This window comes from Aminobacter sp. MET-1 (assembly GCF_026521175.1).
In the GTDB taxonomy this organism is placed as follows: domain Bacteria; phylum Pseudomonadota; class Alphaproteobacteria; order Rhizobiales; family Rhizobiaceae; genus Aminobacter.
The window spans coordinates 1-25,894 of record NZ_JAMSHL010000027.1; the positions used below are offsets into that span (position 1 = coordinate 1).

At 63.2% G+C, this 25,894-nt stretch carries 30 protein-coding genes; 17 read left to right on the forward strand and 13 right to left on the reverse strand.

Translation table 11 applies throughout. The annotated features are described in order from the left end of the window. The 6 genes from NDO48_RS25620 to NDO48_RS25645 all read left to right on the forward strand — a co-directional run. Positions 1-168 (forward strand): formate--tetrahydrofolate ligase (locus NDO48_RS25620; protein WP_267322566.1); only part of this gene is annotated, 168 nt, incomplete at its 5' end. 446 nt (positions 169-614) lie between these two features. Further along, entirely contained in the window at positions 615-1,748 is a 1,134-nt protein-coding gene (locus NDO48_RS25625; RefSeq protein ID WP_018426509.1) for an aminomethyltransferase family protein, read from the forward strand. Between the two features lie 19 nt (positions 1,749-1,767). After that, positions 1,768-2,361, forward strand: a complete 594-nt coding sequence (locus NDO48_RS25630; protein WP_040456017.1) for a dimethylamine monooxygenase subunit DmmA family protein — start codon at positions 1,768-1,770, stop codon at positions 2,359-2,361. Further along, positions 2,358-3,323 (forward strand): PDR/VanB family oxidoreductase, encoded by a 966-nt coding sequence (locus tag NDO48_RS25635; protein ID WP_018426506.1) that lies wholly within the window; start codon positions 2,358-2,360, stop codon positions 3,321-3,323. Before NDO48_RS25630 ends, NDO48_RS25635 begins: the two co-directional genes overlap by 4 nt. A gap of 26 nt (positions 3,324-3,349) precedes the next feature. Then, positions 3,350-4,390 (forward strand): heme-dependent oxidative N-demethylase family protein, encoded by a 1,041-nt coding sequence (locus NDO48_RS25640; protein ID WP_018426505.1) that lies wholly within the window; start codon positions 3,350-3,352, stop codon positions 4,388-4,390. A gap of 100 nt (positions 4,391-4,490) precedes the next feature. After that, positions 4,491-4,898 carry a group II truncated hemoglobin gene (locus tag NDO48_RS25645; RefSeq protein ID WP_018426504.1) on the forward strand — a complete coding sequence of 136 codons (408 nt, stop codon included), beginning with the start codon at positions 4,491-4,493 and terminating at the stop codon, positions 4,896-4,898. A 31-nt stretch (positions 4,899-4,929) separates the two neighbouring features. On the opposite strand, the gene NDO48_RS25650 is transcribed toward NDO48_RS25645, so the two are convergent. After that, a complete protein-coding gene (locus NDO48_RS25650) occupies positions 4,930-5,613 on the reverse strand; it encodes a helix-turn-helix domain-containing protein (protein WP_018426503.1) in 684 nt (227 codons plus the stop codon). 333 nt (positions 5,614-5,946) lie between these two features. Between NDO48_RS25650 and NDO48_RS25655 the strand changes: the two genes are divergently transcribed. Next, on the forward strand, positions 5,947-6,543 hold the full coding sequence (locus NDO48_RS25655; RefSeq protein ID WP_018426501.1) for a hypothetical protein: 597 nt from the start codon (positions 5,947-5,949) through the stop codon (positions 6,541-6,543). Between the two features lie 42 nt (positions 6,544-6,585). Here NDO48_RS25655 and NDO48_RS25660 read toward each other — a convergent pair whose 3' ends face one another. The 7 genes from NDO48_RS25660 to NDO48_RS25690 form a co-directional block, all read right to left on the reverse strand. After that, complete coding sequence (locus NDO48_RS25660) at positions 6,586-7,515, reverse strand: sugar kinase (RefSeq protein ID WP_018426500.1); 930 nt, start codon at positions 7,513-7,515, stop codon at positions 6,586-6,588. Positions 7,516-7,541: 26 nt separating this feature from the next. After that, a complete protein-coding gene (locus tag NDO48_RS25665) occupies positions 7,542-8,363 on the reverse strand; it encodes an IclR family transcriptional regulator (protein WP_018426499.1) in 822 nt (273 codons plus the stop codon). A gap of 31 nt (positions 8,364-8,394) precedes the next feature. Beyond that, positions 8,395-8,778 carry a RidA family protein gene (locus tag NDO48_RS25670; RefSeq protein WP_018426498.1) on the reverse strand — a complete coding sequence of 128 codons (384 nt, stop codon included), beginning with the start codon at positions 8,776-8,778 and terminating at the stop codon, positions 8,395-8,397. A 15-nt stretch (positions 8,779-8,793) separates the two neighbouring features. Next, positions 8,794-9,564 carry an amino acid ABC transporter ATP-binding protein gene (locus NDO48_RS25675; protein ID WP_018426497.1) on the reverse strand — a complete coding sequence of 257 codons (771 nt, stop codon included), beginning with the start codon at positions 9,562-9,564 and terminating at the stop codon, positions 8,794-8,796. Positions 9,565-9,574: 10 nt separating this feature from the next. Next, the gene (locus NDO48_RS25680) at positions 9,575-10,237 is read right to left on the reverse strand and encodes an amino acid ABC transporter permease (RefSeq protein ID WP_026226888.1); all 663 of its coding nucleotides are present in this window, start codon (positions 10,235-10,237) and stop codon (positions 9,575-9,577) included. Positions 10,238-10,242: 5 nt separating this feature from the next. Beyond that, positions 10,243-10,905, reverse strand: coding sequence for an amino acid ABC transporter permease (locus tag NDO48_RS25685; RefSeq protein ID WP_018426495.1), 663 nt, complete (start codon positions 10,903-10,905; stop codon positions 10,243-10,245). 68 nt (positions 10,906-10,973) lie between these two features. Beyond that, complete coding sequence (locus NDO48_RS25690; protein ID WP_018426494.1) at positions 10,974-11,813, reverse strand: transporter substrate-binding domain-containing protein; 840 nt, start codon at positions 11,811-11,813, stop codon at positions 10,974-10,976. Between the two features lie 160 nt (positions 11,814-11,973). Between NDO48_RS25690 and NDO48_RS25695 the strand changes: the two genes are divergently transcribed. Further along, positions 11,974-13,032 (forward strand): D-TA family PLP-dependent enzyme, encoded by a 1,059-nt coding sequence (locus NDO48_RS25695; RefSeq protein ID WP_018426493.1) that lies wholly within the window; start codon positions 11,974-11,976, stop codon positions 13,030-13,032. 174 nt (positions 13,033-13,206) lie between these two features. On the opposite strand, the gene NDO48_RS25700 is transcribed toward NDO48_RS25695, so the two are convergent. Further along, positions 13,207-13,656 (reverse strand): universal stress protein, encoded by a 450-nt coding sequence (locus NDO48_RS25700; protein WP_018426492.1) that lies wholly within the window; start codon positions 13,654-13,656, stop codon positions 13,207-13,209. 217 nt (positions 13,657-13,873) lie between these two features. Between NDO48_RS25700 and NDO48_RS25705 the strand changes: the two genes are divergently transcribed. Genes NDO48_RS25705 through tsaA form a run of 5 tightly spaced genes read left to right on the forward strand, consistent with a single transcriptional unit; the run spans position 13,874 to position 17,462 of the window. Continuing rightward, positions 13,874-14,926 carry an iron ABC transporter substrate-binding protein gene (locus NDO48_RS25705; protein ID WP_051091939.1) on the forward strand — a complete coding sequence of 351 codons (1,053 nt, stop codon included), beginning with the start codon at positions 13,874-13,876 and terminating at the stop codon, positions 14,924-14,926. A gap of 22 nt (positions 14,927-14,948) precedes the next feature. Then, on the forward strand, positions 14,949-15,980 hold the full coding sequence (locus NDO48_RS25710) for a FecCD family ABC transporter permease (protein WP_018426490.1): 1,032 nt from the start codon (positions 14,949-14,951) through the stop codon (positions 15,978-15,980). Beyond that, positions 15,977-16,765 (forward strand): ABC transporter ATP-binding protein, encoded by a 789-nt coding sequence (locus NDO48_RS25715; RefSeq protein WP_267322651.1) that lies wholly within the window; start codon positions 15,977-15,979, stop codon positions 16,763-16,765. The genes NDO48_RS25710 and NDO48_RS25715 overlap by 4 nt, the downstream gene beginning before the upstream one ends. Beyond that, positions 16,762-16,968 carry a TOBE domain-containing protein gene (locus NDO48_RS25720; RefSeq protein ID WP_018426488.1) on the forward strand — a complete coding sequence of 69 codons (207 nt, stop codon included), beginning with the start codon at positions 16,762-16,764 and terminating at the stop codon, positions 16,966-16,968. The genes NDO48_RS25715 and NDO48_RS25720 overlap by 4 nt, the downstream gene beginning before the upstream one ends. 2 nt (positions 16,969-16,970) lie before the next feature. Continuing rightward, positions 16,971-17,462 (forward strand): tRNA (N6-threonylcarbamoyladenosine(37)-N6)-methyltransferase TrmO, encoded by a 492-nt coding sequence (gene tsaA, locus NDO48_RS25725; RefSeq protein WP_018426487.1) that lies wholly within the window; start codon positions 16,971-16,973, stop codon positions 17,460-17,462. Here tsaA and NDO48_RS25730 read toward each other — a convergent pair. Further along, positions 17,459-18,373 (reverse strand): ABC transporter substrate-binding protein, encoded by a 915-nt coding sequence (locus NDO48_RS25730; RefSeq protein ID WP_018426486.1) that lies wholly within the window; start codon positions 18,371-18,373, stop codon positions 17,459-17,461. The two genes, tsaA and NDO48_RS25730, sit on opposite strands and share 4 nt — an antisense overlap. Positions 18,374-18,528: 155 nt before the next feature. Here NDO48_RS25730 and NDO48_RS25735 point away from each other — a divergent pair, with 155 nt between their 5' ends. Genes NDO48_RS25735 through NDO48_RS25745 form a run of 3 tightly spaced genes read left to right on the forward strand, consistent with a single transcriptional unit; the run spans position 18,529 to position 20,655 of the window. After that, entirely contained in the window at positions 18,529-19,332 is an 804-nt protein-coding gene (locus tag NDO48_RS25735) for a substrate-binding periplasmic protein (protein WP_018426485.1), read from the forward strand. Between the two features lie 28 nt (positions 19,333-19,360). After that, the gene (locus NDO48_RS25740; RefSeq protein WP_018426484.1) at positions 19,361-20,005 is read left to right on the forward strand and encodes an ABC transporter permease subunit; all 645 of its coding nucleotides are present in this window, start codon (positions 19,361-19,363) and stop codon (positions 20,003-20,005) included. Next, positions 20,002-20,655: an amino acid ABC transporter permease gene (locus tag NDO48_RS25745; protein WP_018426483.1), complete on the forward strand. Its 654-nt coding sequence runs from the start codon at positions 20,002-20,004 to the stop codon at positions 20,653-20,655. Before NDO48_RS25740 ends, NDO48_RS25745 begins: the two co-directional genes overlap by 4 nt. Positions 20,656-20,667: 12 nt before the next feature. Here NDO48_RS25745 and NDO48_RS25750 read toward each other — a convergent pair whose 3' ends face one another. Both NDO48_RS25750 and galE read right to left on the reverse strand, forming a co-directional pair. Beyond that, positions 20,668-21,918, reverse strand: coding sequence for a D-amino acid dehydrogenase (locus NDO48_RS25750; RefSeq protein WP_018426482.1), 1,251 nt, complete (start codon positions 21,916-21,918; stop codon positions 20,668-20,670). Positions 21,919-22,050: 132 nt separating this feature from the next. Then, complete coding sequence (galE, locus tag NDO48_RS25755) at positions 22,051-23,046, reverse strand: UDP-glucose 4-epimerase GalE (protein WP_018426481.1); 996 nt, start codon at positions 23,044-23,046, stop codon at positions 22,051-22,053. 246 nt (positions 23,047-23,292) lie between these two features. Between galE and hemA the strand changes: the two genes are divergently transcribed. After that, the gene (hemA, locus tag NDO48_RS25760) at positions 23,293-24,570 is read left to right on the forward strand and encodes a 5-aminolevulinate synthase (RefSeq protein WP_018426480.1); all 1,278 of its coding nucleotides are present in this window, start codon (positions 23,293-23,295) and stop codon (positions 24,568-24,570) included. Between the two features lie 64 nt (positions 24,571-24,634). Here the strand turns inward: hemA and NDO48_RS25765 are convergent, their stop codons facing one another. Continuing rightward, positions 24,635-25,801, reverse strand: a complete 1,167-nt coding sequence (locus NDO48_RS25765; protein ID WP_026226885.1) for a pyridoxal phosphate-dependent aminotransferase — start codon at positions 25,799-25,801, stop codon at positions 24,635-24,637. Positions 25,802-25,894 lie beyond the last annotated feature (93 nt).

Genomic DNA, 25,894 nt, shown 5'->3' on the forward strand with positions numbered 1-25,894 from the left:
GCCCCCGTCGACCATGTGGTGCCGGTGCGTGAGGTCAGGCTGTCGGCCGGCGCCGGCTTCGTCGTCGCCATCTGCGGTGAGATCATGACCATGCCGGGCCTGCCAAAGGCGCCGTCATCGGAAAAGATCTTCCTCAACGAACAGGGACAGATCGAAGGCCTGTTCTGAGAACCGATCGGCCCGACGAACGATTTCGATCTTCGGAAAGGGTCAAATGACTGGGAATGCCGCGCGTCACCAAGGCTCGCGGCACTCCGAAGCGAGCTTCACTCTCCCAAGGCGCTCCTCCCCACCCACCTGTCCCCCAGGCCTGGAGCGCCCTTCAAGGCCTGGCACCTTGTGCCAGGCCCTTTTTTTTCCAACGGCATCGTTGGCGGGCACCTCGTGCCGATCTCTTCTGCCGTTCCCGCCGAAGGTACGGCGTCTCCTGCCTGCGCTGCGCCGATAGTCGAGCCAAGCAAAACCAGCCCAAGAAAAGTTGCCTGTAAGTAAAATTTCTTGCACTTGGATATTGCCCTGGGGGCAAGTTTCGGTTCAATATGTCCCCAACAATGTCCGCCTGAAGGCAGGATCGCCAACATAGGCGGAGTGGAACAAACGGAGGAGAATTACCGATGACAGCTTCTTGGCGTTTCTCGACCCTGGCCGACCGCCACCGCGCCCTTGGCTCCAAGCTCGAAGACTGGAGCGGCATGGGCACGGCCTGGTCCTACGACAAGGACGCGGACGAAGAGTATCTGGCGATCCGCACCAAGGCCGGCCTGATGGACGTGTCGGGCCTCAAGAAGGTCCACATCACCGGCGCGCACGCCTCGCACCTCATCGACCTCTGCACCACCCGCGACGTCGAGAAGATCTATCCAGGCAAGTCGGTCTATGCCTGCATGCTCAACGACGCCGGCAAGTTCACCGACGACTGCGTCATCTACCGCATCTCGACCAACTCCTGGATGGTCGTGCACGGCTCGGGATCGGGCCATGAGGAGCTGACCCGCGCCTCGATCGGCCGCGACGTCTCGGTGCGCTTCGACGACAATCTGCACGACCTGTCGCTGCAGGGCCCGCTCGCGGTCGACTACCTCGCCAAGCACGTGCCCGGTATCCGCGACCTCAACTACTTCCACCACATGCAGACCCAGCTGTTCGGCCTGCCCGTCATGATCTCGCGCACCGGCTACACCGGCGAGCGCGGCTACGAGATCTTCTGCCGCGGCCAGGATGCGCCGAAAATCTGGGACACCATCGTCGCCGAAGGCAAGTCGATGGGCATCATCCCGACGCGCTTCACCACGCTCGACATGCTGCGCGTCGAAAGCTACCTCCTGTTCTACCCCTACGACAACTCGCAGAAGTATCCCTTCGCCAATGAAGGCCCCGGCGACACGCTGTGGGAGCTCGGCCTCGACTTCACCGTCAGCCCCGGCAAGACCGGCTTCCGTGGCGCCGAGGAGCACTACCGCCTAAAGGGCAAGGAGCGCTTCAAGATTTTCGGCGTGCTGCTCGACAGCGACAAGGCCGCCGACGAAGGCGCCGAGATCTGGCGCGACGGCAAGAAGGTCGGCGTGGTAACCTGCGCGATGTATTCGCCGCTGGTGAAGAAGTCGATGGGCATCGCCCGGCTCGACGTCGACTGCGCCATCGTCGGAACCCCGCTCGAGATCCGCAACGCCAGCGGCACCGTGAAGGCCACCGCCCAGTCGCTGCCCTTCGACGATCCCAAGAAGCTCAAGCGGACAGCGAAGGGCTGAAACCTTGGAAAGTGCACCGGTGAAGACGATCCTCAGTCGGCCGGTCTACGGAACATTGTCACCGCAGGCCGGTAGCAGCCATCTTCTCGTAGCGGACGCCGAAGGGGCGTCCGCGATCCTGGACCTGGCGCGGCAGGCGCCCGAAGGCTTCTTCGCCAGTGCCCACATCATGTTCATACCGGGCCGCACCGAAAACCGCTTCCAGGACAGCCTGAAGGCGCTCAAGCCGACCCAGTACTACGAAGGCCCGTCAGTCGCGGCAGCCATGCCGCGACTGAAATGGACCCTCGCCAACGCCCATATGGGCCTGCGCATCTATCTGGCAGGCACCGAAGGGCTGATCGGCCAGGTGATGCAGGCAGCGCTCGAGGCTGGCATCGACCACGCCTCGATCCAGACCGAGCAGCGTGGATCGCTGGCCCGCCGCATGCAGTGCGTGCATTGCAAGGGCATCACCGAAAACGTCACCACCCAGCCCGCCACCTGCTCGCATTGCGGGCTGCTGCTGCTCGTCCGCGACCACTATTCGCGGCGGCTGGCAGCGTTCCAGGGCGTCTGCATCAACGCCGAGGATCCGACCGAGGTGCCTCACAAGGAGGAGATTTTCCGGTGAGCGCGGGAACGACAAAACTCAACGTCACCGTGACCGACGTGGTCGCGGTCAACGAACTGGTCAAGCGCTTCCATTTCGAGCGCACCGATGGCGAGAGCCTGCCAACCTTCTCAGGCGGCGCCCATGTCGTGGTCGAGATGCGCGACGGCGACCGGACCAGGCTCAACCCCTATTCGCTGATGAGCTCGCCGCTCAACACGCGCGACTACACCATCAGCGTGCGCCGCGACGATTCCGGTCGCGGCGGCTCGCTGTTCATGCACAACCGCGTCAAGCGCGGCATGGAAATGGTGATCAGCTATCCGGTGAACCTGTTTTCGCTGGACCTGCGCGCCAGGAAGCACCTTATGATCGCCGGCGGCATCGGCATCACCCCGTTCCTGGCACAGACAGCGCAACTCGCTGCTTCCGGCAGCAATTTCGAGCTGCACTACACCTGCCGCAGCGAAGCGCTGGGCAGTTACACCGACATGCTGCGCGACCGCTACGGCAATCGCGTCAACCTCTACTACGACGACCGCAACGAGCGCATTCCGCTCGACCGTCTGCTGGCAACCCAGCCGCTTGGCACGCATCTCTATGTCTGCGGCCCGGCCGGCATGATCAAATGGGTGCGCGACACCGCGGCCCAGCACGGCTGGCCCGACGAAACCGTGCATTTCGAGCATTTCGCGGCCCCTCAGCCCGGCAAGCCGTTCGACGTCACGCTGGCCGTATCCAAGAAGGACATCCATGTCGGCGAGCAGCAGAGCCTGCTCGAAGCGATGGAAGCAGCCGGCATAGACCCGCCCTATCTCTGCCGCGGCGGTGTGTGTGGCCAGTGCGAGACCAACGTTGTCTCTTATGACGGCACGTTCAAGCACAACGACCACTGGCTGAGTGCCGAGGAGCACTGCTCGGGCAAGAAGATCATGCCGTGCGTGTCGCGTTTCGAAGGACGATCGCTGGTTCTCGAACGCTGACATCAGGCCGGAACAGGGAGGATTTCATGGGTATCAACTTCAGGAAAGAAACGTTCCGCGACGACTTCAGCTTCAAGAACAGTCCGGAGCAGGTCAGGCGGTTTCCGTTCCCGTTCAACGAAGACGCATACATGTATGCGGTGAACATCGAGCCGCATGTGCCGGGTCCGCGCAATAGCGTGTTCGAGCATCTGATCGACGTCGACGAGCACTACATCTCCGAGATGGAAGACCGCGCACTGGTGTTGGCGGAAGATCCGCTGCGCTGCCAGTCGCTGCCGCACATGACGCTGGCCGGCTGGGACCTGCTTGAGCTCCTGATGGTCGAGAAAGCCAAGAGCTATCCCGAGCATTTTTCGCTGACCCGCGACGGCGACCGCTGGCGCTGGATCAATCGTCCGCTCGGCATCGACGACACCTTCACCTTCGGCGACGTCTCCACCCTGCCCTATGGGCCGATGGAATACATCACCCGCCAGAGCCAGGGCGATTTCGCCATCCTCGACCAGCGCGATGGCAATCTCTGGATGGACGCCGGCATGGTCACCACCCAGGCCGACTGGTCGCTCGACTTCGACATCGGCATGAACTTCTTCGAGTGGCACGCACCGGTGCCGCTGGCGCATGAAAAGGGCATCTTCACCCGCGCTCTGAAGTTCCTGACCAACATCCAGCAGGGCCAGCCGGCGCGCCGCCTCAACTGGACGATGACGATCAATCCGCGTCTCGACACCAGCCCCGAGAATTTCCACAAATGGGGCACCGACCGGCTGACGGTGACGCCGGAGAATGTCGGTAACAAGGTGCATCTGCGCGTCGAACTGCAGAGTTTCTGGCGCCTGCCGCGTTCCAATGCCCTGGTGTTCCCGATCCGATGCTACCTGATCAAGATGGATGAACTTGTGGCCCAGCCGAAATGGGCGCGCCGTTTCCATCGCGTGCTGCGGGACCTGCCGGTCGAGCTTGCCGATTACAAGGGTCTGACCCGATACCGGCCGACAGTGGTCGAGTGGCTGTCGAAATATGATGACGGCGCACCGACTTCGCCCGGCTTCGGCCCTGACTAGACGCCAGAATACACAAGGGCGGCTCCGCGTCTCGGCGGGGCCGCCCTTGCTTTTTTGAAGGCGTGGCCGCGCCCCCACGGGCACGTCGCAGGAGGTGACGATGAACGAACCGCTGCAACCCGCGCGACGCTCGCTGTTTGCCGAACTCGGCGGCGAAGAAACCATCCACCGCTTGGTCGAGACCTTCTACGACATCGTCGAGCAGGACGAGGACGCGGCGCTGCTGCATCGGCTGCACCTGCGTGGCCATGGCGTTGCCCATTCGCGAGAAGAGCAGTTCAACTATCTCTGCGGCTTCTTCGGCGGCCCGAGCTATTATGTGCAGAAGCACGGCCATTCCCGCCTCAAGGAAATCCACGAGCATGTCGAGATCGGGCCGGTCGAGCGCGACCTCTGGCTGACATGCATGCGCCGTGCCGTCGAGAAGGCCGATATCGCAGAAAACTGGCGCGAGATGGTGATGCGTCATTTTGGCTTTGCCGCGGAAACCGCGCGCAACAAGGACTGATCCAGCCCAATTCCGATCTGCTGACTGAAGGCTATTCGCCCGAATTGCCCTGCGGATAGGAGATGATCGAGAGGTATTTGATCGGCAGCGTGGTCAGCTCTTCCGGTCCGTGCGGCGCATCGGCATCGAAGAACAGACTGTCGCCTGGGGTCATGCGGTAGAGGTTGGTGCCGTGGCGGTAAACCACCTCGCCTTCGAGCATGTAGAGGAACTCCATGCCCTCGTGCTGGAAGGTCGGGAAGATGTCCGAATCCCCCGAAAGGGAGATGAGATAGGGCTCGACGGTCACGCCTGCGGTGTTCGAGCCGATATGGCCGAGCAGATTGTACTGGTGACCGGCGCGGGTGCCGCGGCGCTCGACGTCGACACCCTCGCCAGACTTGACGAAGACAGCACTGCGCTCTTCCTCGAAGCGGCGAAAGAAGGCGGTCAGCGGCACGCCCAGCGCCCGCGACAGGGCCTGCAATGTCGTCAGCGACGGCGAGGTGATGCCGTTCTCGATCTTGGAGAGCATTCCGAGCGAGATGTTGGTCATCGCCGCCAGATCGGCGACGGTGATGCCGAGCTTCTTGCGGAAGGCCCGTACCTCATGACCGAGCGCGACCTCGAGCACCTTCTCGGGCGTGTCGCGGATGGCATGCGGGTCCTGGTGAAGCGGTGCCGGCTGAGCCTTTGTCGATACCGGGGCCGGCGCCCTCTTGCCGTCGGCAGTCATCACGGCTGACAAACGGTCCTCTTTCACGCAGCTATCCCTCGTTGCGGCAACTCATAAAATGATCAGTTCACCCATGGTAAAATTTCTTTCCAATAAATTCAAGGGGTAGCCGATCAAAGTGTAGGCAAAATGCATACCGAAAAGGCAGGTCACCGCGAAAAACCATTCCGCGACTGGGCTTTGCAGCATTTTTGTCGTGAAGCGTGATCGCCACCCGAGCCCAACGCTCCCTCCCCCATTCGATTGATTTACAGCAGCGGCGTAGAGCGCGAGACTTCGGGATCGTGCAGTTGATTGCAGTGCTTACCCGACAACACAATCGGAGGAGCTGTCATGAAGTCTGCAACATTCGCCGGCGGAGCCATCATTGCCCTGGCTCTCATCTGGAATGTGAACCCGGCCATCAATTCCGCCAAGGCCGAAGAAGCCAGCAAAGCCGATCTCGACAAGGCCCGCCAGGCCTTGGCCAAATACCAGGACCCGTATGTGGCGGTCCGCGACCTCTATCTTTCGACGGTCGGCTGCGTCCATTACAGTGGCAAGAAGATGGAAGGACGCATGGAGTATCCGAAGGGGGCCATGGGCGTCCACTTCGTCAATCTCACGGTGAAGGGCCCACCCGACCCCAACAAGCCGAATGTGCTGATCTACGAACCTCACCGCGGAAAGCTGCGCCTTGTTGCGGTCGAATGGCTGGTTCCGCTTGAAGCAGCCAAGGAGCGGCCAAGCCTGTTTGGCCAGCCCTTCCAGGGGCCAATGGAGGGCCACGAACCCCTGATCCCCAGAGAGTTCGTCCACTACGATCTGCATGCCTGGCTGTTCAAGGACAATCCAAACGGGATGTTCAGTCCGACCAATCCGGACGTCAAATGCGACAGCTACGCATTCACCCTGCTGGAGGAGCCCACCAAGATGGTGCATGCCAACTGAGCCGGCCGGTTCGCCGGGACGCGAATTCACGCGGCGCATTGCCTAGTGCGCCGCCACTTCGCTCGCATCGATCTCTGCCGGGCTGACGAGCGCGCCATGATGGCCGATGACGGCGGCTGCCACGCCAGCCGCAAATCTCGCCGCGCCAAAATGATCGCCGGTCTGAAGGTAATTGGCGAGGAAGGCGCCGTTGAAGCTGTCGCCGGCGCCTGTCGTGTCGACGATTTTTTCCGCTTGTGTGGCGGGCACGAAAGACTGGCTACCGTCGAAGCTGAGCGTGATGCCGGCCGCGCCGTCTTTGACGACGAGCTTTTTCACCCCGAGCCCCGCATAGCGGGCAATCGTCGCGTCCACTGAAGTGTCGCCGAAATGCGTCTGCTCGTCCTCGAAGCTGGGCATTACCATGGACGAGGCTTCGGCGCCCGCTGAGATCGCCTGACGCATCCTGTCGGCATTGTCCCACAAGCGCGGGCGGATGTTGGGGTCGAAGGCGACGAGCTTGCCGGCAGCCTTGGCGCGGCCGATCTCGGCCAACAGCGTCGCAAGCGCATCGGTCGCCAGGATCGCGAGCGTGATGCCGGAGAAGAAGATCGTGTCGGAGGCGTCGATCGCCACCCGCAGTGACTGGGGATCGTCGGCCAACAGCCGCGCGGCGGAGCACGAGCGCCAGTAGGAGAAGCTGCGTTCACCGTCCTTCAGATGGATCATGTAGAGGCCGGGCGTGCGCTCCGGCAGGCGGCGGATAAAGCCGGTGCCGACGCCGGTGCCCTCGATGAAGGCGCGCATCTCGTCGGAGATGGCATCGGTACCGACAGCGGTGAAATAGTCGACGGGCCAAGCCTCCGGCAGGAAGCTTCTGAGATAGTAGGCCGTATTGAAGGTGTCGCCGGCAAAGCCCTTGCGCATCAGGCCGTCGCCGGCCTGGCGAAGTTCGACCATGCATTCGCCGATCAGGAGTGCGCGTCCGGCCATCGTGTATCCAGAATGTTGTGTGCTGCTCAGCGCCGACCGACAGCTCGGGCGGCGCCCGGTGCATGCTCGTCGGCAACATGCCCGAGGCGGCTCGACAGGTCGGCCGCAGCGTTCAGCAGCGTCTTGAGGTAGCTGGCGTGGTTCTTGAGACCATCCTCGCGCGGCGCAACCAGGCACAGCGTGGCGACACAGATGTTGTCGGCCTGGTAAACCGGCACGGCGAAGCAGTGGGTGAAGGTCTCGACCGCGCTGTTGAAGGTGTAATAGCCGACCCGCGTCGCCTCGCGCACCTCAGCAATGAAAACAGCCGGATCGAGCCACTCGCCGTTGGGCAGCTGGAAATCCTCCTTCGGGATGAAGTCGAGGATTTCCTGGTCGCTCATATGGGCGACAAGCAGGCGGCCCGACGCGGTCCAGGCAATAGAGACGGGATCACCAACATTGGACGAGATGCGGAAGGGACGCGAGCCCTCCTTCATCTGGGCAACGGTGTATTTGTTGCCTTCGAGCAGACACATCTGCGCGGTCTCGCGCGTCTCTTCGGCGATGTGAGTCAAAAGCTTGTCGCACTCGCGCATCAGATCGAACTGCTCGGCATAGGCCATGCCGAGGAAATAGAGCTTGCGGCCGAGAAACACGCGGCCGTCCTCGCCGCGATATTCGAGCACGCCCTGCCGCATCAGAAGGTTGACCAGCTCATAGACCGAAGATCGCGGGGCACCGATGCCCGACGCAATCTCGTTGGGGCGCAAGGGCGTGCGCTTGAGACGCAGATAGGTCAGGATCTCGAAAGCGCGATCGAGACCGCGCGCCCGCCTGCTTGTCACATCGTCCTGTACGTCGTCCATGCGCCGCCTTTTCCTCGCATCCGCTACCTATTCACGGCGCCTTGTAGGCGACGCAGTCGATTTCGACCTTGCAATCGACCATCATACTCGACTGCACGCAAGCGCGGGCCGGCGGATGGCCACCGAAATACTCGGCATAGACGCCGTTGAACGACCAGAAGTCACGGGGGTCGTCGAGCCACACGCCGACGCGCACGACATGCTCGAGGCCATAACCGGCCTCATCGAGGATGGCGATGACGTTTTCCATCGTCTTGCGGGTTTCGGCGATGATGCCGCCGCCGACGATCTCGCCGTTTTCCATGGCGACCTGGCCGGACACGTAGAGCCAGCCATTGGCCTCAACGGCACGGGCGAAGGGCAGTGCCTGCTTGCCTGCTCCGGACTGGCCGGTGCCGTAACGCTTGATCGTCATGCAATTCTCCGAATGCTAGTTGAAGGTTGAAGTCTTGAGGAATTCGGCCAGCCGCTCGGTCTGCGGCTTCAGGAACATCTCGCGCGGATTGCCCTCCTCGCCGATGCGGCCCTGGTTCATGAAGATGACGCGCGACGACACTTCGTAGGCGAAGCGCATCTCGTGGGTCACCAGCAGCATGCTCATGCCGTCGCGGGCGAGGTCCTTGATAACCTGCAGCACCTCGTTGACCAGTTCCGGGTCGAGCGCCGAGGTGACCTCGTCGAACAGCATCAGCTTGGGGTTCATGGCAATCGCCCGCGCAATCGCAACGCGCTGCTGCTGGCCGCCGGAAAGCTGGCCGGGGAAGCGATCGCGGCGCTCTGCCAGGCCGACACGGTCGAGCCATTTCTCGGCGACGCCGCGCGCCTCGTCGCGGTTCATCTTCTTGACCTTCACCAGGCCGAGCATGACGTTCTCGGCAGCACTCATATGCGGGAACAGGTTGAACTGCTGGAAGGCCATGCCGGTCATCGCGCGCTGGCGAGCGATTTCCTTTTCCTTCTTGCGGCGGCGGGTGCCGCCCACGGTCTCGTAGCCGATGTCCTCGCCGTCGATGCGGATCGAGCCGCCCTGGAACTCCTCCAACATATTGATGCAGCGGAGCATGGTCGTCTTACCCGAGCCGGATGAGCCGATGATGGAGATGACGTCGCCCTGGGCCATGGTGCAGTCGACGCCCTTGAGGACTTCGATATCGCCGTAGCGCTTATGCAAGTCGCGGATTTCGAGAAGGTTGCCGGTCATGGATGCGGCCTCACGAGGGGATCGAGGTCTTGCGTTCGACATATTTGCCGAAGCGCTCGATGCCGTAGTTGATCACGAAGTAGAGGAAGCCCGCGAAGAGATAGAATTCGAGGCTCATGAAGGTGCGCGAGATCAGCTCCTGCGTCCTGAGCAGAAGCTCCGCCACGCCAATGATCGAAAGCAGAGTGGAAGCCTTGACCATCTCGGCAGCCGTATTGACCCAAGCGGGCAGCACCTGGCGCAAGGCCTGCGGCCCGAGCACATAGGCGAAGGTCTGCGGCAAGGTTAGGCCGATCGCCTTTGCGGCCTCGGTCTGGCCCTTCGGGATCGACTGCAGCGCGCCGCGCACGATCTCGCCGACATGCGATGAGCAGAACACGGCGAGCGCCAGCACGCCGGCCTGGAACGGTCCGAGGTCGATGCCCACCGTACCCAACACGTAGTAGCTCGCGAGAACCAGCACCAGCACGGGCGTGCCGCGGATGAAGTCAGTGTAGCCGCGCACCAGCCAGCGCACCGGCCCCTTGCCATAGGTCAGCGCCAGACCGACGCCGATGCCGAGCACGGTGCCGACGAGGATCGCCAGCAGCGAGATGGAGACGGTGACGCCGATGCCCTTGAGGATCGGGATGCGGGCGAGCCAAAGCGTTTCGAGGAATGCGACGAGTTCCATGTCGGTCACCTCGGAATGGACATGCGCTTCTCGAGCCGGCGCAGCAGTGCGGCCAGCACGGAGCAGGTGGCGACGTAGAGCATACTCGTGACCATCCAGGTCTCGATGACGCGGAAGCTCTCGACGTTGATCTTGCGTGCCTCGAAGGTCAGTTCCGGCACGGCGATTGCCGCGGCCAGCGAGGTGTCCTTGAACAGCGAGATCATCGTGCTCGACAGCGACGGCAGTACGTTGCGCAGCATCAGCGGAATGACGATTGAGCTGCGTATCTGCGCCTGCGTCAGTCCGATGGCGAGACCTGCTTCCTTGAGCCCGTTGGGCACAGCCAGAAGACCACCACGGAACACTTCGGCGAGATAGGCGCCAGAATAGATCGCCAGCGTGGCGACAAAGCTTTCGACCTTGCCGAGGCGAATGCCCATCTGCGGCATCGCAAAGAAGGTGAACAGCACCAGCACCAGGATCGGCGTGTTGCGGATGATCGTGACATAGACTTGCGCCAGCCGGCGCAGAAACGCCTGCTTCGACAGCAGCCCGAAGGCCGTGACGAGGCCGATGACGCAGCCGATGGCGATGGCGACGAAGGCCAGGCCGAGGCTGAGCCCCAGGCCCCACAGCAACTGATCGAAGCTGCGCCAGACCGCCGAGAAATTGAGGGTGTAACCCATGGTGCCGTCCGAGTGAGAGATGTGGCGCGGCCGAGTTCAGGCCAGGGGCCGCGCCACTTTTGGCGAGCTTACTTGTACTCGACCGGGAAGCCGATCTGCGGCGGAGCGAGTTCCTTGCCGAACCAGGTCTTGTAGGAGTTGGCGTAGAAGTCGAACTCGACACCGGTCATCGCTTCATGCAGCGCGGTGTTGACGAAGTTCAGCCAGTCCTGGTCGCCGCGCTTGACGCCGCAGGCATAGGTCTGCGGGTTCCAGCCGTAGCCCGCGTCCTTGTAGCGGTCCGGGTTCTGCTTCATGTACCAAGCCAGCGACGATTGGTCGGTAGCGACCGCATCGGCCCGGCCAGATTCCAACGCCTGGTAGATCAGGTCGACGGATTCATACTGGTCGACCTTCGCCTCCGGCAGGGCGGCATGCACCATGGCCTCGGCGTAGACGTTCTGCAGCACCGAGATAGTCACGCCCGAGCCGGCGGCCTTGAGCGCGGCATAGTCGGCATATTTGCTGTCGCCCTTCAGCATCAGGCCGACGCCTTCGCGGTAGTAGGGAATGGTGAAGGCGATCTGCTGGGCGCGCTCGCCTGTCACGGTCATGAACTGGCAGGTCAGATCGACCTTGTTGGTGGTAATGTTCGGGATGCGGGCATCCGAAGACTGGTTGACGTATTCGATCTTGTCCGGATCGCCGAACAGCGCCTTGGCGACGATGCGGCCCATGTCGACGTCGAAGCCCTGCAGCTTGTCGTCGGCGCTCTTGAAGTGCCACGGCGCGTTGGTGCTGCCGGTGCCCATGACCAGATGGCCACGTGCCAGAACCTCATCGAGCTTGCTTTGTTTTTCCTGTGCGCCGGCAGGCGTTGCCGCCATCAGCGCGAGCGCGGCGACAGCCGCGGAAAGTGCGATCTTCATCTCGCCGTTCCTCCCAAAAGAACTCTCTAATGCAATGTCCATTATTACGGACATGTGTCCTGAATAATGGATTGACGTATAAGGCGACAGGCGGCATTGTTTGTCAAGCGCTTCGGAGGCAAGGTCCGCGGCGCTCGTGATTTGGAGGCGAGGCAAAGGCATGTTCGACAAGATCCAGACGCCCGCCGTGTTGGTGGACATCGATGTGGCGAAGCGGAACATCGAGCGCTTCCAGGCCTATGCCGACAGCCACGGGCTGAAGGTCCGCCCGCACATCAAGACGCACAAGCTACCCCGCATCGCCGAGATGCAGCTCGACGCGGGTGCCGTCGGCATCACCTGCCAGAAAGTGTCGGAAGCCGAGGCCATGGTCGCCGGCAGCGACCGGCTGAACGACGTGCTGATCACCTACAACATCCTGGGTGACGACAAGCTGCACGCGCTCGTGGCGCTCGCCCGCAAGGTCAAGCTTGCTGTTGTCGCCGACAATGCGACCGTGATCGACGGGCTCTCGGCCGCCTTTGCGGCCGCCGGCACAACGCTCAGCGTTTTCGTCGAATGCAACACCGGCGCCGATCGCTGCGGCGTCGGCTCGCCGCAAGAAGCAGCCGAACTCGCTGGCCGCATCCATGCCGCCCCGGGCCTGCATTTCGCCGGCCTGATGACCTACCCGCCGGTCGGCGGCGCAGCCAAGGTGCAGGCCTTCATGACCGAGGCCAAGGCGCTGATCGAGACCAAGGGCATTGCCGTTCCCGCCGTCACCTCGGGCGGCTCGCCCGACATGATGCTGGCGCATCTGGCGCCTGTAGCCACCGAATTCCGCCCCGGCACGTATGTCTACAACGACCGCTCGCTGGTCGCTCGCGGCGTCACCAGTTGGGACGATTGCGCGCTGACGGTGCTTGCCACCGTCGTCTCGGTGCCGGCACCCAACCGCGCCATCATCGACGCCGGCTCAAAGACGCTGACCTCGGACCTGCTCGGCCTCGTCGGTCACGGCCATGTGCTTGGCCGGCCCGACATCTTAATAGATCAGCTGTCGGAAGAGCATGGCCGCCTGCGTTGCGACGGCGACATCAACCTCACAGTCGGCCAGCGCATCCGCATCGTGCCCAACCACGCCTGCGTCGTCACCAACATGGTCGACGGCGTCTATGTCTACGGCAAGGACAAGGCGGCGGAGCTGTGGCCGGTGCCGGCACGCGGCAAGATCATCTGAACAGCACAAACGAGCAAGAAAGGCCTCCCCGACGCCGGTCAGGGAGGCCTTTTCTCATTCAGGCCGAAGCTCTTGGAGAATTCCGCTTTCCTTCGAATCGCGGAACCCCTCGATCTCTTTGTTTTTGCGCAATTCCGGACGGAAAAACCGCTGCGCACTCTTCCTGGAATTGCTCTAGCGGACGACCAGCACCGGCACCTTGCTGTTGGTCAAAACATCCACAGTCTGGCTGCCGAGGATCAGGCGTCCCAGGCCACGGCGGCCATGCGAGGCCATGACGATGAGGTCGCAGCCCTTGTCCTGGGCGATCTGGTTGATCGCCTCGGCGGCCCACATCTCCTCGACATGGATGGTGTTGGCGTTGACGCCCAGTTTGTCGGCTTCGGCCTTGGCAGCCTTCAGCACCTTGGCACCGTATTCCTCACCAGCCTTCTGGTAGGACACGATGTCCTCGGCGGTCGCCACCGGGCCGTACATACCGGCAGAGGCAAAGATTGGCGCCGGCTCGGTCACGTTCATGATCGTCACCGTGCTGCCCAGGCCCTTGGCGAGGCTGAGCCCGTGCTCCAACCCCTTCTGCGCCAGTTCCGAGCCGTCGGTGGCGATGAGGATATGGGTGTACATGAATGTCTCTCCTTGGCTCACTGAACCTTTGAGGTTCACCTGAATCTCGACCCAGCCTTTCCGACCGGCGCCCATGGGTCAAGGCGAAGGCCCTGGAATCGGCTGGCACAGCCGCACAAAGCCCTTGACCGTTATATTCGATCAAACATAACAATGCGCCGCTCGTTATATTGGCATGTATATATCCAAACCCATTGTTCAACCCGAGATCGACAGCATGAGACGCCGCAACCTCTTGATTTCATTCTTGGCTGCCGCCACCGCTCTGGTCGGCTTCGCCTCGCTTGCTTCGGCTGAGCAGCGCGTCTTCACCGACGCCGCCGGCCGCAAGGTGGCGCTGCCCGAGAAGATCACCCGCGTCATGGCCGCCGGCCCGCCCGCTTCGGTGCTGCTCTACTCGGTCGCGCCCGACCGTATGGTCGGTTGGGTGCGCGAGTTCAAAGACGACGAGAAGGACTTCATCGCGGCTCCCTATCGCGACCTGCCCGTCCATGGCCGCCTGACCGGCAAGGGCGACACCGCCAACATGGAAGCCGTGCTGGCGATGAAGCCCGACATCATCCTCGATGTCGGCACGGTCAACCCGACCTATGCCTCGCTCGCCGACAAGGTGCAGGAACAGACCGGCATTCCCTATGTGCTGATCGACGGCAGTTTCGCCAACACGCCGAAGTCGCTGCGCGAGATCGGCGAACTCCTGGGCGAAAAGGAGCAGGCCGAAAAGCTCGCCGCCTACACCGAAGCTGCGATGCAGCGGCTCGACAAGGTCGTGGCTGAGGTGCCGGCCGACCAGCGCCCGCGCGTCTATTACGGCCGCGGCCCTGACGGGCTGGAGACCGGCCTCGCCGGTTCGATCAATATGGAAGTGCTGTCCGCCGTCGGCGCCACCAATGTCGCCGAAGCCGCAGGCAAGGGCTCGCTCGCCAATGTCTCGCTCGAACAGATCCTGTCGTGGAACCCCGACGTCATCCTGACGCTCAGCCCGAAGTTCCAGAAGTCGGTGCTGTCTGACCCTTCATGGGCCGGCATCAAGGCAGTGAAGGACGGTCGCGTGTTTCGTGCACCGGCCCTGCCCTTCGGCTGGTTCGATGCGCCTCCCGGCGTCAACCGCGCCATCGGCGTTTCCTGGCTCACCTCGGCGCTTTACCCTGGCAAGGCCGAAATCGACCTGAAGGCCGAGACCCGCGACTTCTACAAGCTGTTCTATCATGTCGATCTCACCGACGAGCAACTTGGCAAGCTGCTGGCCGACACCGGTCCGAAGCCCTGAGCTTCGAGCGGAAGCCGAGCACTTGCAGCAGCACCAGAAAGCCCAGCGCGCCGGGCCGATCGCCATCGGCGCGCTGGCGGTGCTGCTCATCGCCATCATCCTGGTGGCGATCCTGACCGGCAAATATCCGGTTGCGCCGCCTGACATTCTCGCCGTGGTCATGGCCAAGCTGTCAGGCGGCGCAAGCGGCGTCGCGCCCACTGTCGAGACCGTGATCTGGAATGTGCGCCTGCCGCGTGTCGGCGCCGGCATCCTCGTCGGCGGATCGCTCGCGGCCGCGGGTGCGGTCTATCAAGGCCTGTTCCGCAACCCGCTTGTCTCGCCCGACATCCTCGGCGTCTCCGCCGGCGCCAGCTTCGGCGCCGTGGTCGGCATTTTCCTGTCCTTGTCGGTGCTTGCCATACAGGGCCTTGCCTTTGCCGGCGGGCTTGCGGCCGTGGCGCTCGTCTACGCCATCGGCTCTATCGTGCGCGAGCGCGATCCGATCCTGGTGCTGGTGCTGGCGGGCGTCGCCATCGGCGCGCTTCTCGGCGCCTGCGTGTCACTGCTCAAGGTACTCGCCGATCCCTATAACCAACTGCCGGCCATCACCTTCTGGCTGCTCGGCAGCCTCGCCAGCATCAGCCGCGCCGATCTTGTGTCCATCCTGCCCGCTGTCCTTGTCGCGCTGGTGCCGATGGTACTGCTGCGATGGCGAATGAACCTGATGACGCTCGACGACGAGGAGGCGCGTGCACTCGGCGTCGAGACGCGCTGGATACGCATCGTCATTGTCGCCGCCGCCACGCTGATGACCGCGGCTGCCGTTTCCATATCGGGCATCATCGGCTGGATCGGCCTGCTCGTACCACATGTCGCGCGCATGTTTGTCGGACCCGACTTCTCGCGCCTGCTGCCGGCTTCGATGCTCATCGGCGCCGCCTACTTGGTCGGCGTCGACACGCTCGCCCGCAGCATCGCCGCGATCGAGGTGCCGCTCGGCATCCTGACGGCCGCCATTGGCGCGCCATTCTTCCTCTATCTGCTCCTGACGACCCGGCGAGGCTGGCAATGATGCTTCAGGCAACCGATCTCGCCTTCGGCTATGGCCGCGTCAAAATCGGCCACGGAGTGACGCTTTCGGTGGATCGTGGCGAGGTGCTGTGCCTGCTCGGCCCCAATGGCTGCGGCAAGACCACGCTGTTCAAGACCCTGCTCGGCCTGCTGCCGCGCCAGGGCGGCAGGCTGGAACTGAACGGCAAGGATATCGCCACCTTCTCGCGTTCGCAGTTCGCACGCCACATCGCTTATGTGCCACAGGCGACCGGTGCCTATTTCCCGTTCTCGGTATTCGACGTCGTCTTGATGGGCCGGGCCAGTCGCATCGACACCTTCGCCTCGCCCACCATGGCCGACCGGGCGATCACGCAGGACGCGCTTGCCGCGCTCGGTATCGGCCATCTCGCCGCCCGCCCCTTCACCGACATCTCAGGTGGTGAAAAGCAGATGACCTTGATCGCCCGCGCGCTCGCCCAGGAGCCCGAACTGATCGTCATGGACGAGCCGACCGCCAGCCTCGACTTCGGCAATCAGGCCCGCGTGCTCAGCCGCATCTCGAGCTTTGCCGGCTCTGGCATGGCGGTTGTCATCTCCACCCACGATCCCAGCCACGCATTCGCCTGCGCCAGCCGCGTCGCGCTGATGCAGGCGGGCGCACTCATTGCCATTGGAAAGCCGCAGGATGTGCTAACGTCCGAAGCGCTGCAGGCTCTCTATGGCGTCGGAGTTGCAGTTGCCTATCTCGAACAGGCCGGACGCCATGTCTGCACCCCAACCCTCATCGAAAGGAATGCACCATGAAGATCAGCGCCCGCAACCAGCTCAAGGGCAAGATCGTCGAAGTGACCAAGGGGGCGACCACCTCGCATGTCCGCATCGACATCGGCGGCGCCGTCGTCACCGCCTCCATCACCAATGCGGCGGTCGACGAACTGAAGCTTGCCGCCGGCAAGGAAGCCTATGCGGTCATCAAGGCCTCCGACGTCATGGTCGCGGTCGACTGAACGTGGTTCGCGAAAACGAAATCCGCGACGGCGAAAGCGCCGTCGCGCTACCGCTCCGATACGACGCCGAACTCTATTTCATCGGCCGCATCCGGACGCCCTGGGATTCGCGCCTCTTGACCCCGCGACAAGGCCGCGCCGACGGCCCGGTCTGCCAGATCGAGATTTTCGAGCCTTGGGTGGCGGCACTTGAGGGGGTCGCTCAATTCGCCCGCCTCGAAGTGCTCTACTGGCTGCACCTCTCCCGCCGTGACCTGGTGCGCCAGAGCCCGGCCAATGACGGCACGGCGCGCGGCACTTTCTCGCTGCGCTCGCCGGTCCGGCCTAACCCGATCGGCACCCAGATCGTCGAGCTGGTCGGCATAGACGGCAACGTGCTGTCGGTGCGCGGCATGGACTGCCTCGACGGCACGCCTCTGATCGACATCAAGCCAGACCGCACCCTGTTCACCCCCATCGCCCCGCCGCAGCCGGGCGACTTCCAGACCGGCTAATTCAGGCAGATCTCGGCCGCAAGACCTTCCGCGCTGCGCTTGGCCTCGGCGCCGACCGAATAGGTGGCGCATTCCAGCGTATCGGCCATCTTGGCGCCGCCGAGGTCGAACTCCATCGGCCGTGCCCCTTCGGGAAAGACCTGGCGTTCGAGAATCCAGGTCAGCTGGTTGTGCACAATCTCGGGATCCATGTCGGGCGAACGCCTGACCACCGCATCAACGCCGAGCTGGGGATTGGCGAGGCAATCATGCCAGGCCTGTCGCGTGATCGCCTGCAGCTTGCCGGCGAGACCAGTATCCTTTTCCAGCACCGAGTTCAGCGCCACCAGTGCGCCGGAATAGATGTCGAGCCCGTTGTCGGCGAAATAGAGGAAGTCGAGGCCGCTGGCGTCGTGGCCGCGCATCTGCATGGCAAATTTCAGCGTCGCATCGAAACAAGTCGCCGCCAGCACCGAGCGGGCCGCCACCAACCGGTCGCGCTCCTCCGGCTGGACACCGAGATAGGTGTAGCTGTCGGGTGCAAAGCCGTTGCGCTTGAGCAGCAGCGGCAGAAGCCGCGCCGAGGTGTCGCCATTCGGTCCGCACAAGGTGCTGCCGGGAACATCGGCGAGGGTCAGCCGCTTGCCGTCGGAGATGTAGCCCAGGCAGCAGGGCGTGTGCTCGTAGATCGGAACGAGACAGGAGATCTCTGTTTCGCCCGTGCGCAGCGCGCGCTCGAACACAGAGGATACATCACCGTATCCGATATCTGCCTCACCGCCAACCAGAGCGCGCGTCACAAGCGACGAGCTGAAGCCTTCGACGAAGGTACAGGAGAGGCCATGATCGTCGAAGTAGCCGGCGTCGACGGCATGCAGAAACGGCGAATTCTGTCCCTGAAACAGGTAGTTGAGCTTGAAACGCAGTTCCATTCCACAAAACCTCGAATTTTCGGAACGGCCGTTCTTGAGAAACAGATTCTCCAGAAACTATTGTATCCAAAATTGGCCGCCGTCCTTGGTGGCTTTAGCAATTTGCGATATAACGCAAACATTCTGTTTTCAAGCAGCCCATTAAAGGAGTGATCATGGGAATTGCGCGGACAGCCCTGCTGGCCCTCATTGCGGTTTTTGGCGTGAGCGCAGCAAGTGCACAGGATTACAAGGCCGCCCTCGTTGCGCCTGATACCATCACGGTCGGCACGTCGGGCTCGGCTCCGCCCTTCAGCATGACCAATGCCGCGGGCGAGCTTGAAGGCTTCGACATCGACGTCGTCAATCTCGTAGCCAAGCAGCTCGGCCTTGCCGCCAAGTTCGAGAAGCTCGACTTCGCCGGGCTCCTGCCCGGCCTCACCGCCGGCCGCTTCGACCTCATCGCCTCGGGCGTGACGCGCACGCCGGAGCGCCTGGCTTCGAAAGACTTCTTCCTGCTGTCGCCCTACATCGTCAACGGCGCTGCAATCACCCGCCGTGAGACCGACACTGACATCACCAGTTGGAAGGATGTCTGCGGCAAGACCATGGGTGCAGTGCGCGGCGGCGCTTTCCAGAAGGTCGCCAAGGAGAAGCTTCCGGCCGACTGCGTCACCAAGAGCCGCGAGTATCCCGGCGCGACCGAGCTGTTCCTCGACCTCGAGAACCGCCGCATCGATTTCGCCGCCCACGACTTTCTCGGCCCGAAATACCTCGCCAAGTCGGGCAAGCTGACCGGCGCGGTCACCCTCGACGATCTGCTGACGACCATCACCCAGAGCGTTGCCGTCAGCAACAAGAACAAGCCGCTGGCCGATGCCATCGACGCCCAGTTCGAGACCTGGCGCAAGGACGGCACCCTGCAGGGCCTGGCCGACAAGTGGTTCGGCGCCTCCATCGACTGGTCGAAGGCTCAGTAAAAAGGGCCTCCGCGAGGGACGGCGGAACATGGAAATCGTACTAGCCTGGCTGCCGCGGCTGTTGGTCGCGGCTGCCCTCACCATCGGGCTGTCGGCAGTGGTCTTCACCCTGTCGGCAGTCTTTGGCCTTTTATTGTCCCTCGTCCATTACGGCCGCGAGAAATCCTGGCTCAGGAACGGCATCGAAGCGTTCAGCGCCTTCTTCCGCTCGGTGCCGGAGCTCGTGGTCCTGTTCCTGTTCTTCTTCGGCGGGCCGCAGATCGGCATCGACTTCGGCCCCATAGGCTCGACCATCATCGCCTTTACACTGGTCGGTATCGCCTTCGACTATCAGGTGTTCAAGGGCGCACTGAAGGTGGTGCCGTTCGGCCAGTATGAGGCAGGCCTCGCGCTCGGCCTGTCCAAGCGGATCGTGTTCCTGCGGGTGCTTATTCCGCAGATCCTGCCTTTGGCGCGCAAAGGCTGGATCACCTACGCCATCGGCACGGTCAAGCGCATGTCTATTGCCTCAGCGGTGTCGGTCAGCGAAATCCTCTACGTCACCAAGCAGGGCATCGCCGCCACCAACGCGCCCTTCACCTTCCTGTCGCTCGCCGTCGGTCTCTACATCCTGATCGTCACGCCGCTGCTCGTCTTCAACGAGCGCAAGCCGAAACAGGCGGTGGCGCGATGAACATCCTGCTCGACCCGACCTACCAGCAGATGCTGTTCGACGGCTTGGTGATGACGCTGCTCATCTCGGTGGTCGTCATCATCGTGTCGAACCTGCTTGCGCTGCCGCTAGCCATCTACATGCAGCGGCCCAAGGGCACGTTTCGGCGCGTCATCATCGGCTACAGCTTCTTTGCCCGCGCAGCACCCGTGCTGGCGCTGCTATTTGCGCTCTACTACGGTCTGCCCCGCTTCGGCATCTATCTCGAGCCGGTGCCGTCGGCGCTGATCGGCCTGATCTTCGCCTCGACCGCCTACAATCTCGAATTCCTGCGCTCGGGTTTCGAAAGCATCCCATCAGGCCAGCTCGACGCCGCAAAGGCGCTCGGCCTGCGGCCGTTCGCGACCTACTGGAAGGTGATGATCCCGCAGGCCTACAGGCTCGCGGCACCATCGCTGTTTTCCAACGCCATCCAGATGGTCAAGGGCAGCTCGCTCGCCAGCCTCGTCGCCATCGACGAATTGACGGCGGCGTCGACCGTCATCATCTCGGAGACCTACAAGGCCATCGAGGTGCTGCTGGTGGTGTCGGTCTTTTATCTTGGCATCGCAGCCGTGATCATTGCCCTGCAATATCTCTATGAATCCAGGCAGAGCACGCGCCGACGCTAAACCAGCCGACTGTCAGCCCTTGTAGACCAGCCCCTCGGGGTCGATCTCCGGCTTCCGCCCACCAACCAGATCGGCGAGGAATTTGCCGGAGCCGCAGGCCATGGTCCAGCCGACATGGCCGTGGCCTGTGTCGAGATAGAGCCCCTTGTAGCGGGCGGGACCTATGACGGGCACCGAGCCCGGCATCATCGGCCGAAGCCCGGCCCAGAGCTCGGCCTTGGTCGGATCGAACGCGCCGGGGAACAACTCCTTGCCGGTCTCGAACATCCTTTCGAAATCGGAGGGCTTGTGGTTGCGATCGAAGCCGATGAATTCGGCGGTCGATGCAAGCCTGAGCCGGTCGCCGAGGCGCGAATAGGCCACCATCCGGTCTTCGTCGACACCGCCCATGGTCGGCCCCTTCGACGGGTCGTCCATGGTGACGGTCGCGGTGTAGCCCTTGACCGGATAGACTGGCAGGTCGACGCCGTTGCGGCGCCCGAGCAGGCCGCTCTCCGGCCCCATGGCGATCACCACGGCGTCGGCGTCCAGCCTGCCGGCGGAGGTCTTCACGCCCGTCACCCGGTCGCCTTCGACCATCAGATCCTCGACGGTGGTGTCGAACATGAACTTGGCGCCGAGCTTGTGTTCGGCATAGGCGGCCAGCGCCTCGACGAACATACGGGAATCGCCGGTCTGATCCATCGGCGAATAGACCGCGCCGGCAATGCTGGCCTTGGCGGCGGCGAGCCCCGGCTCAAGTTCGGCAAGCCGGTCGCGGTCGACAATTTCGATGTCCAGCCCATGCTCTGCAAGGAAGCCGTACATCTTGGCGCCGTGGTCGAGGCTTTCCTGCGAGCGGAAGAAATACATGATGCCACGGGCGCGCTTGTCGTAGCCGATGCCGGTCTCGGTCGAGATCTCGTTGATACAAAGACGCGAATAGAGCGCGAGCTTCAGCTTGGCCTTGGTGTTTTCGCGCACGCGGGCGTTGGTGCACTGGAACAGGAAACGGAGGCTCCAGGCGTAGAGATAAGGGTCGAGCCCGAGCCGCACCTTGATGCCGAGGTCCGGCGTGTAGAGCGACTTGATGAACATCTTCAGCGCCGCAGGCGAGGCCCAGGCGGTGGCATCGCCCGGCGACACCAGGCCGGCATTGGAATAGCTGGTGCCGCGCGCCGCCGTCTGATGACGCTCGACGACGGTCACGTCATGGCCGTCGCGAGCCAAATAGTAGGCTGCCGCGGTTCCCACCACGCCTGCGCCGAGAACGAGGATCTTCATGTCGCATCCTGGTCGACATCAGGCTCTGTCGGGAACCCTTTACCGTCGGGAGCCTGGCTCCTCACGGCTTCCTTTAGCGCTTGCTGCTGCAGATTTCGAGAGATGGCAGCGGAATTCCGCTGCCTGGTTCAATCAGGCGCCGGCCGAGTTCTTGCGCGTCAAGAGCCGCTCCCAGTTGAGCGCATCGCGCACGATGCCGTCGAGATTGTCATGAGCGGGCTTCCAGCCGAACTCGCGACGGGCGAGATCGGAATTTGCCACCACCGAATCCGCGTCGCCGGCCCGACGTCCGCCGGTCGACACCTCGAAGTCGCCACCATGCACCCGGCGCACGCTGTCGATCACCTCGAGCACGGAATAGCCGTGGCCGTAACCGCAATTGGCGACGAGGTTGCCTTCGCCCGCACGCAGGCGCTGCAAGGCCAGCCGGTGCGCCGCGGCCAGGTCGGAGACGTGGATGTAGTCGCGTACGCAGGTGCCATCAGGCGTCGCATAGTCGGTGCCAAAGACCTGCATCGACGCCCGCTTGCCGAGTGCAGTCTCGGACGCGACCTTGATCAGGTGCGTCGCGCCCTTGGTCGACTGGCCGGTGCGGCCCTTGGGATCGGCGCCGGCAACATTGAAGTAGCGCAGGGCCGTGTAGCGCAGCGGATGGGCGGCGGCCGCATCGCGCAGCATCCACTCGCTCATCAGCTTGGACAGGCCATAAGGCGACTCGGGCGCAAGGCGCGCGTCTTCGCGCACCGGCTCGACGCCCGCCGCCCCATAGACGGCTGCGGTGGACGAGAAGATGAAATGCTTCACCCCTTCGCGCACCGCCGTCTCGATCAGGCCGCGCGTCTTGCAGGTGTTGTTTTCGTAATAGCCGAGCGGATCGGCGACCGACTCCGGGACCACAATCGAGCCGGCGAAGTGGATGATGGCGTCGATGCCATTCTCGCGGATCAGCCGGCCCACGAGCTCCTGGTCGGCGACATCGCTCCTGACCAGCTTGGCCTCAGGCGCCACGGCCCAGTCGAAACCGGTCGACAGACGGTCGATCACCACGACTTCCTCGCCGGCGTCGATCAACTCCCAGACCATGTGGCTGCCGATATAGCCCGCGCCACCCGTCACCAAAACCGCCATGTCGTCCTCTCCGCATCGATTCCGCATCCTGTGTAGCCTGACACTACCGGTGAATGCGAGACAGGACTTTCGTAGCGTCATCACGTTGACCAATCGGTCGCAGCCGGATTTGATCCACATCAAGGGATGTTTTCGCCTGCCGTGATCGTTTGGAAAGGTCGAGGGCGTGGCATTTTGACCAAAAACGGTCGATGGACGCCGAACCGACCGTTGATTATGCTCAGCGGCAAAAATCGGGACGTCCAAATGAACTACCAGCGGTTTTTCGAAGAAGCGATCGACCAGATCCACGCCGAGCGCCGTTACCGTGTCTTCGCCGATCTCGAGCGCATCGTCGGAAAGTTTCCGCGCGCGATCTGGCGCGCCAACGGCAGGGCCCAGGAAATCACGGTCTGGTGCTCGAACGACTATCTCGGCATGGGCCAGCACCCCGACGTGGTGTCGGCCATGCAGCAGGCAGCGGGCAACATGGGCACCGGCGCCGGCGGCACCCGCAACATTTCCGGCAACAATCATCCGTTGGTCGAGCTCGAGCTTGAGCTCGCCGACCTGCACGGCAAGGAAGCCGGCCTCGTCTTCACCTCGGGCTTCGTCTCCAACGAGGCGGCGATCTCGACCATCGCCAAGCTTTTGCCGAACTGCCTGGTGCTGTCGGATGAGCTCAACCATGCCTCGATGATCGAGGGCGTGCGCCGCTCCGGCGCCGAGAAGAAGATCTTCCGCCATAACGACGTCGCCCATCTCGAAAGCCTGTTGCAGGCAGCCGGCCGCGAGCGCGCCAAGCTGATCGTGTTCGAGAGCGTCTATTCGATGGACGGCGACATCGCGCCGATCGAGGCCATCGCCGACCTCGCCGAGAAATACAACGCCATGACCTATATCGACGAGGTCCATGCCGTGGGTATGTACGGCCCGCGCGGCGGCGGTATCACCGAGCGTGAGGGCCTCGCCCACCGCATCGACATCATCGAAGGCACACTTGCCAAGGCCTTCGGCACGCTGGGCGGCTACATCACCGGCACCCGCGCCGTCGTCGACGCCGTGCGCTCCTATGCGCCGGGCTTCATCTTCACCACAGCGCTGCCGCCGGCAATCGCCGCAGCCACCACGGCCTCGATCCGCCACCTCAAGAATTCGCAGGCCGAGCGCGACGCGCAGCAGCGCCAGGCGGCCCACGCCAAGCATGTGCTTGCCGGTGCAGGCCTGCCGGTGATGGAATCGCCGACGCACATCGTACCGATCCTCGTCGGCGATCCCGAGTTGTGCAAAATGGCCTCGGACCGCCTGCTCGGCGTCCACGGCATCTACATCCAGCCGATCAACTACCCGACCGTGCCGCGCGGCACCGAGCGCCTGCGCATCACGCCCACCCCGTTCCACGACGACGCTCTGATCGAAACGCTGAGGGAAGCGTTGGTCGAGACCTGGAACGCACTCGGCATTCCCTACCGCACCGAAGGCCACACCGAGGTCGTCAAGAGCGAACGTATCGTGCCGCTGCTGGTGCCCAAGTCCGGCGGCTGAGCCGTAGGCATCCGAACCCAAAGAAAAGGCCCGGAGCAGATCGCTTCCGGGCCTTTTTCTTTCATCAAAGTTCCCGGATCCACTTCGCCAGGCGATGCGACGCCTCCTCGACCTGGTCGAGACGACGGTGGAAGCAGAGCCTGAGGAAGCCCTCCCCGCCGGCGCAGAAGGCCGTCCCGGGTGCGACGCCAACCGCTGCCTTGTCGACGATGTCGAAGGCGGCGCGCTCGGCATCCTTCATGCCGTCGACGGCGAAGAACAGGTAGAAGGCCGCCGGCGGCACGCTGAAACGCACCCGACCAGTCTCGCCCAAAACCCGGCAGACGATGTCGCGCGCCTGCCTGGCCCGCGCCACCTGCTCGGCGATAAAGCCGTCCCCCTCGTCAAGCGCCGCGATTGCGCCGCGCTGCATGAACTGCGCCACGCCGGAACTCGAATATTGCACCAGGTTCTCGAACATGCGGCTGAGCGAAGGATGCGTCTTCAGCCAGCCGACGCGCCAGCCGGTCATCGCCCAGTTCTTCGAGAAGGTGTTGACGAACAGAATCTTGTCCTCGGGATCCATGATGTCCATGAACGAGGCCGCGCGTCCGCCGCCATAATAGAACAGCGCATAGATCTCGTCGGCGACGATCCAGAGGTCGTGTTTGCGGGCCAGATCGAGAATTGCCTGCAGCGTTTCGCGGTCGGCGGTCCAGCCGGTCGGATTGGACGGCGAATTGACGAAGATGGCCCTGGTGCGCGGGGTGATCGCGGCGGCGATCTTTTCGACATCGCACGACCAACCATTGCCGGTCATGTCGAGCAGCACCGGCACCGGGTTGACGCCGGCCACGCCGGCAGCGCCGGCGAAATTCGGCCAGGCCGGCGCGAGATACAGCGCCTCGTCGCCCGCTCCGACAGTTGCCTCCAGCGCCATGGTGATCGCCTGCATGCCGCCGACGGTGACGACGAATTCGTCTTCACCGAAGGTCTTGCCGAAATGACGCTGGTGATAGCGCGCGATCGCCTGGCGCAGTTCAGGGATGCCTGCCTGCCATGTGTAGAAGGTTTCGCCATTTGCCAGCCCGCGAGCTGCGGCATCGCTGATGAAGGCGGGGGTCGGCATGTCGCCTTCGCCGGACCAGAGCGGGATCAGGCCGGCGCGGTCGCGCCCGTAATTTGCCACCGCCTCAATGCCGCTGACGGGGGCAAGGCGGGCTTCGGGGCGAACCAGATCGATAAGGCTCATGATCATCCCAGGTTGAGAGTTGACGTTGCCTCCAACTCCTAGCGTGCCCGCGACAATGAAAAAACCCCCGGCGGGCCAGCCACGCGGGGGTTT

Coding starts and splice junctions, on each gene's coding strand:
- NDO48_RS25625 (WP_018426509.1), top strand. CDS start 615: ATGACAGCTTCTTGGCGTTTCTCGACCCTGGCCGACCGCCACCGCGCC.
- NDO48_RS25640 (WP_018426505.1), top strand. CDS start 3,350: ATGGGTATCAACTTCAGGAAAGAAACGTTCCGCGACGACTTCAGCTTC.
- NDO48_RS25645 (WP_018426504.1), top strand. CDS start 4,491: ATGAACGAACCGCTGCAACCCGCGCGACGCTCGCTGTTTGCCGAACTC.
- NDO48_RS25650 (WP_018426503.1), bottom strand. CDS start 5,613: ATGACTGCCGACGGCAAGAGGGCGCCGGCCCCGGTATCGACAAAGGCT.
- NDO48_RS25655 (WP_018426501.1), top strand. CDS start 5,947: ATGAAGTCTGCAACATTCGCCGGCGGAGCCATCATTGCCCTGGCTCTC.
- NDO48_RS25660 (WP_018426500.1), bottom strand. CDS start 7,515: ATGGCCGGACGCGCACTCCTGATCGGCGAATGCATGGTCGAACTTCGC.
- NDO48_RS25665 (WP_018426499.1), bottom strand. CDS start 8,363: ATGGACGACGTACAGGACGATGTGACAAGCAGGCGGGCGCGCGGTCTC.
- NDO48_RS25670 (WP_018426498.1), bottom strand. CDS start 8,778: ATGACGATCAAGCGTTACGGCACCGGCCAGTCCGGAGCAGGCAAGCAG.
- NDO48_RS25675 (WP_018426497.1), bottom strand. CDS start 9,564: ATGACCGGCAACCTTCTCGAAATCCGCGACTTGCATAAGCGCTACGGC.
- NDO48_RS25680 (WP_026226888.1), bottom strand. CDS start 10,237: ATGGAACTCGTCGCATTCCTCGAAACGCTTTGGCTCGCCCGCATCCCG.
- NDO48_RS25685 (WP_018426495.1), bottom strand. CDS start 10,905: ATGGGTTACACCCTCAATTTCTCGGCGGTCTGGCGCAGCTTCGATCAG.
- NDO48_RS25690 (WP_018426494.1), bottom strand. CDS start 11,813: ATGAAGATCGCACTTTCCGCGGCTGTCGCCGCGCTCGCGCTGATGGCG.
- NDO48_RS25695 (WP_018426493.1), top strand. CDS start 11,974: ATGTTCGACAAGATCCAGACGCCCGCCGTGTTGGTGGACATCGATGTG.
- NDO48_RS25700 (WP_018426492.1), bottom strand. CDS start 13,656: ATGTACACCCATATCCTCATCGCCACCGACGGCTCGGAACTGGCGCAG.
- NDO48_RS25705 (WP_051091939.1), top strand. CDS start 13,874: ATGAGACGCCGCAACCTCTTGATTTCATTCTTGGCTGCCGCCACCGCT.
- NDO48_RS25715 (WP_267322651.1), top strand. CDS start 15,977: ATGATGCTTCAGGCAACCGATCTCGCCTTCGGCTATGGCCGCGTCAAA.
- NDO48_RS25720 (WP_018426488.1), top strand. CDS start 16,762: ATGAAGATCAGCGCCCGCAACCAGCTCAAGGGCAAGATCGTCGAAGTG.
- NDO48_RS25730 (WP_018426486.1), bottom strand. CDS start 18,373: ATGGAACTGCGTTTCAAGCTCAACTACCTGTTTCAGGGACAGAATTCG.
- NDO48_RS25735 (WP_018426485.1), top strand. CDS start 18,529: ATGGGAATTGCGCGGACAGCCCTGCTGGCCCTCATTGCGGTTTTTGGC.
- NDO48_RS25740 (WP_018426484.1), top strand. CDS start 19,361: ATGGAAATCGTACTAGCCTGGCTGCCGCGGCTGTTGGTCGCGGCTGCC.
- NDO48_RS25745 (WP_018426483.1), top strand. CDS start 20,002: ATGAACATCCTGCTCGACCCGACCTACCAGCAGATGCTGTTCGACGGC.
- NDO48_RS25750 (WP_018426482.1), bottom strand. CDS start 21,918: ATGAAGATCCTCGTTCTCGGCGCAGGCGTGGTGGGAACCGCGGCAGCC.
- galE (WP_018426481.1), bottom strand. CDS start 23,046: ATGGCGGTTTTGGTGACGGGTGGCGCGGGCTATATCGGCAGCCACATG.
- hemA (WP_018426480.1), top strand. CDS start 23,293: ATGAACTACCAGCGGTTTTTCGAAGAAGCGATCGACCAGATCCACGCC.
- NDO48_RS25765 (WP_026226885.1), bottom strand. CDS start 25,801: ATGAGCCTTATCGATCTGGTTCGCCCCGAAGCCCGCCTTGCCCCCGTC.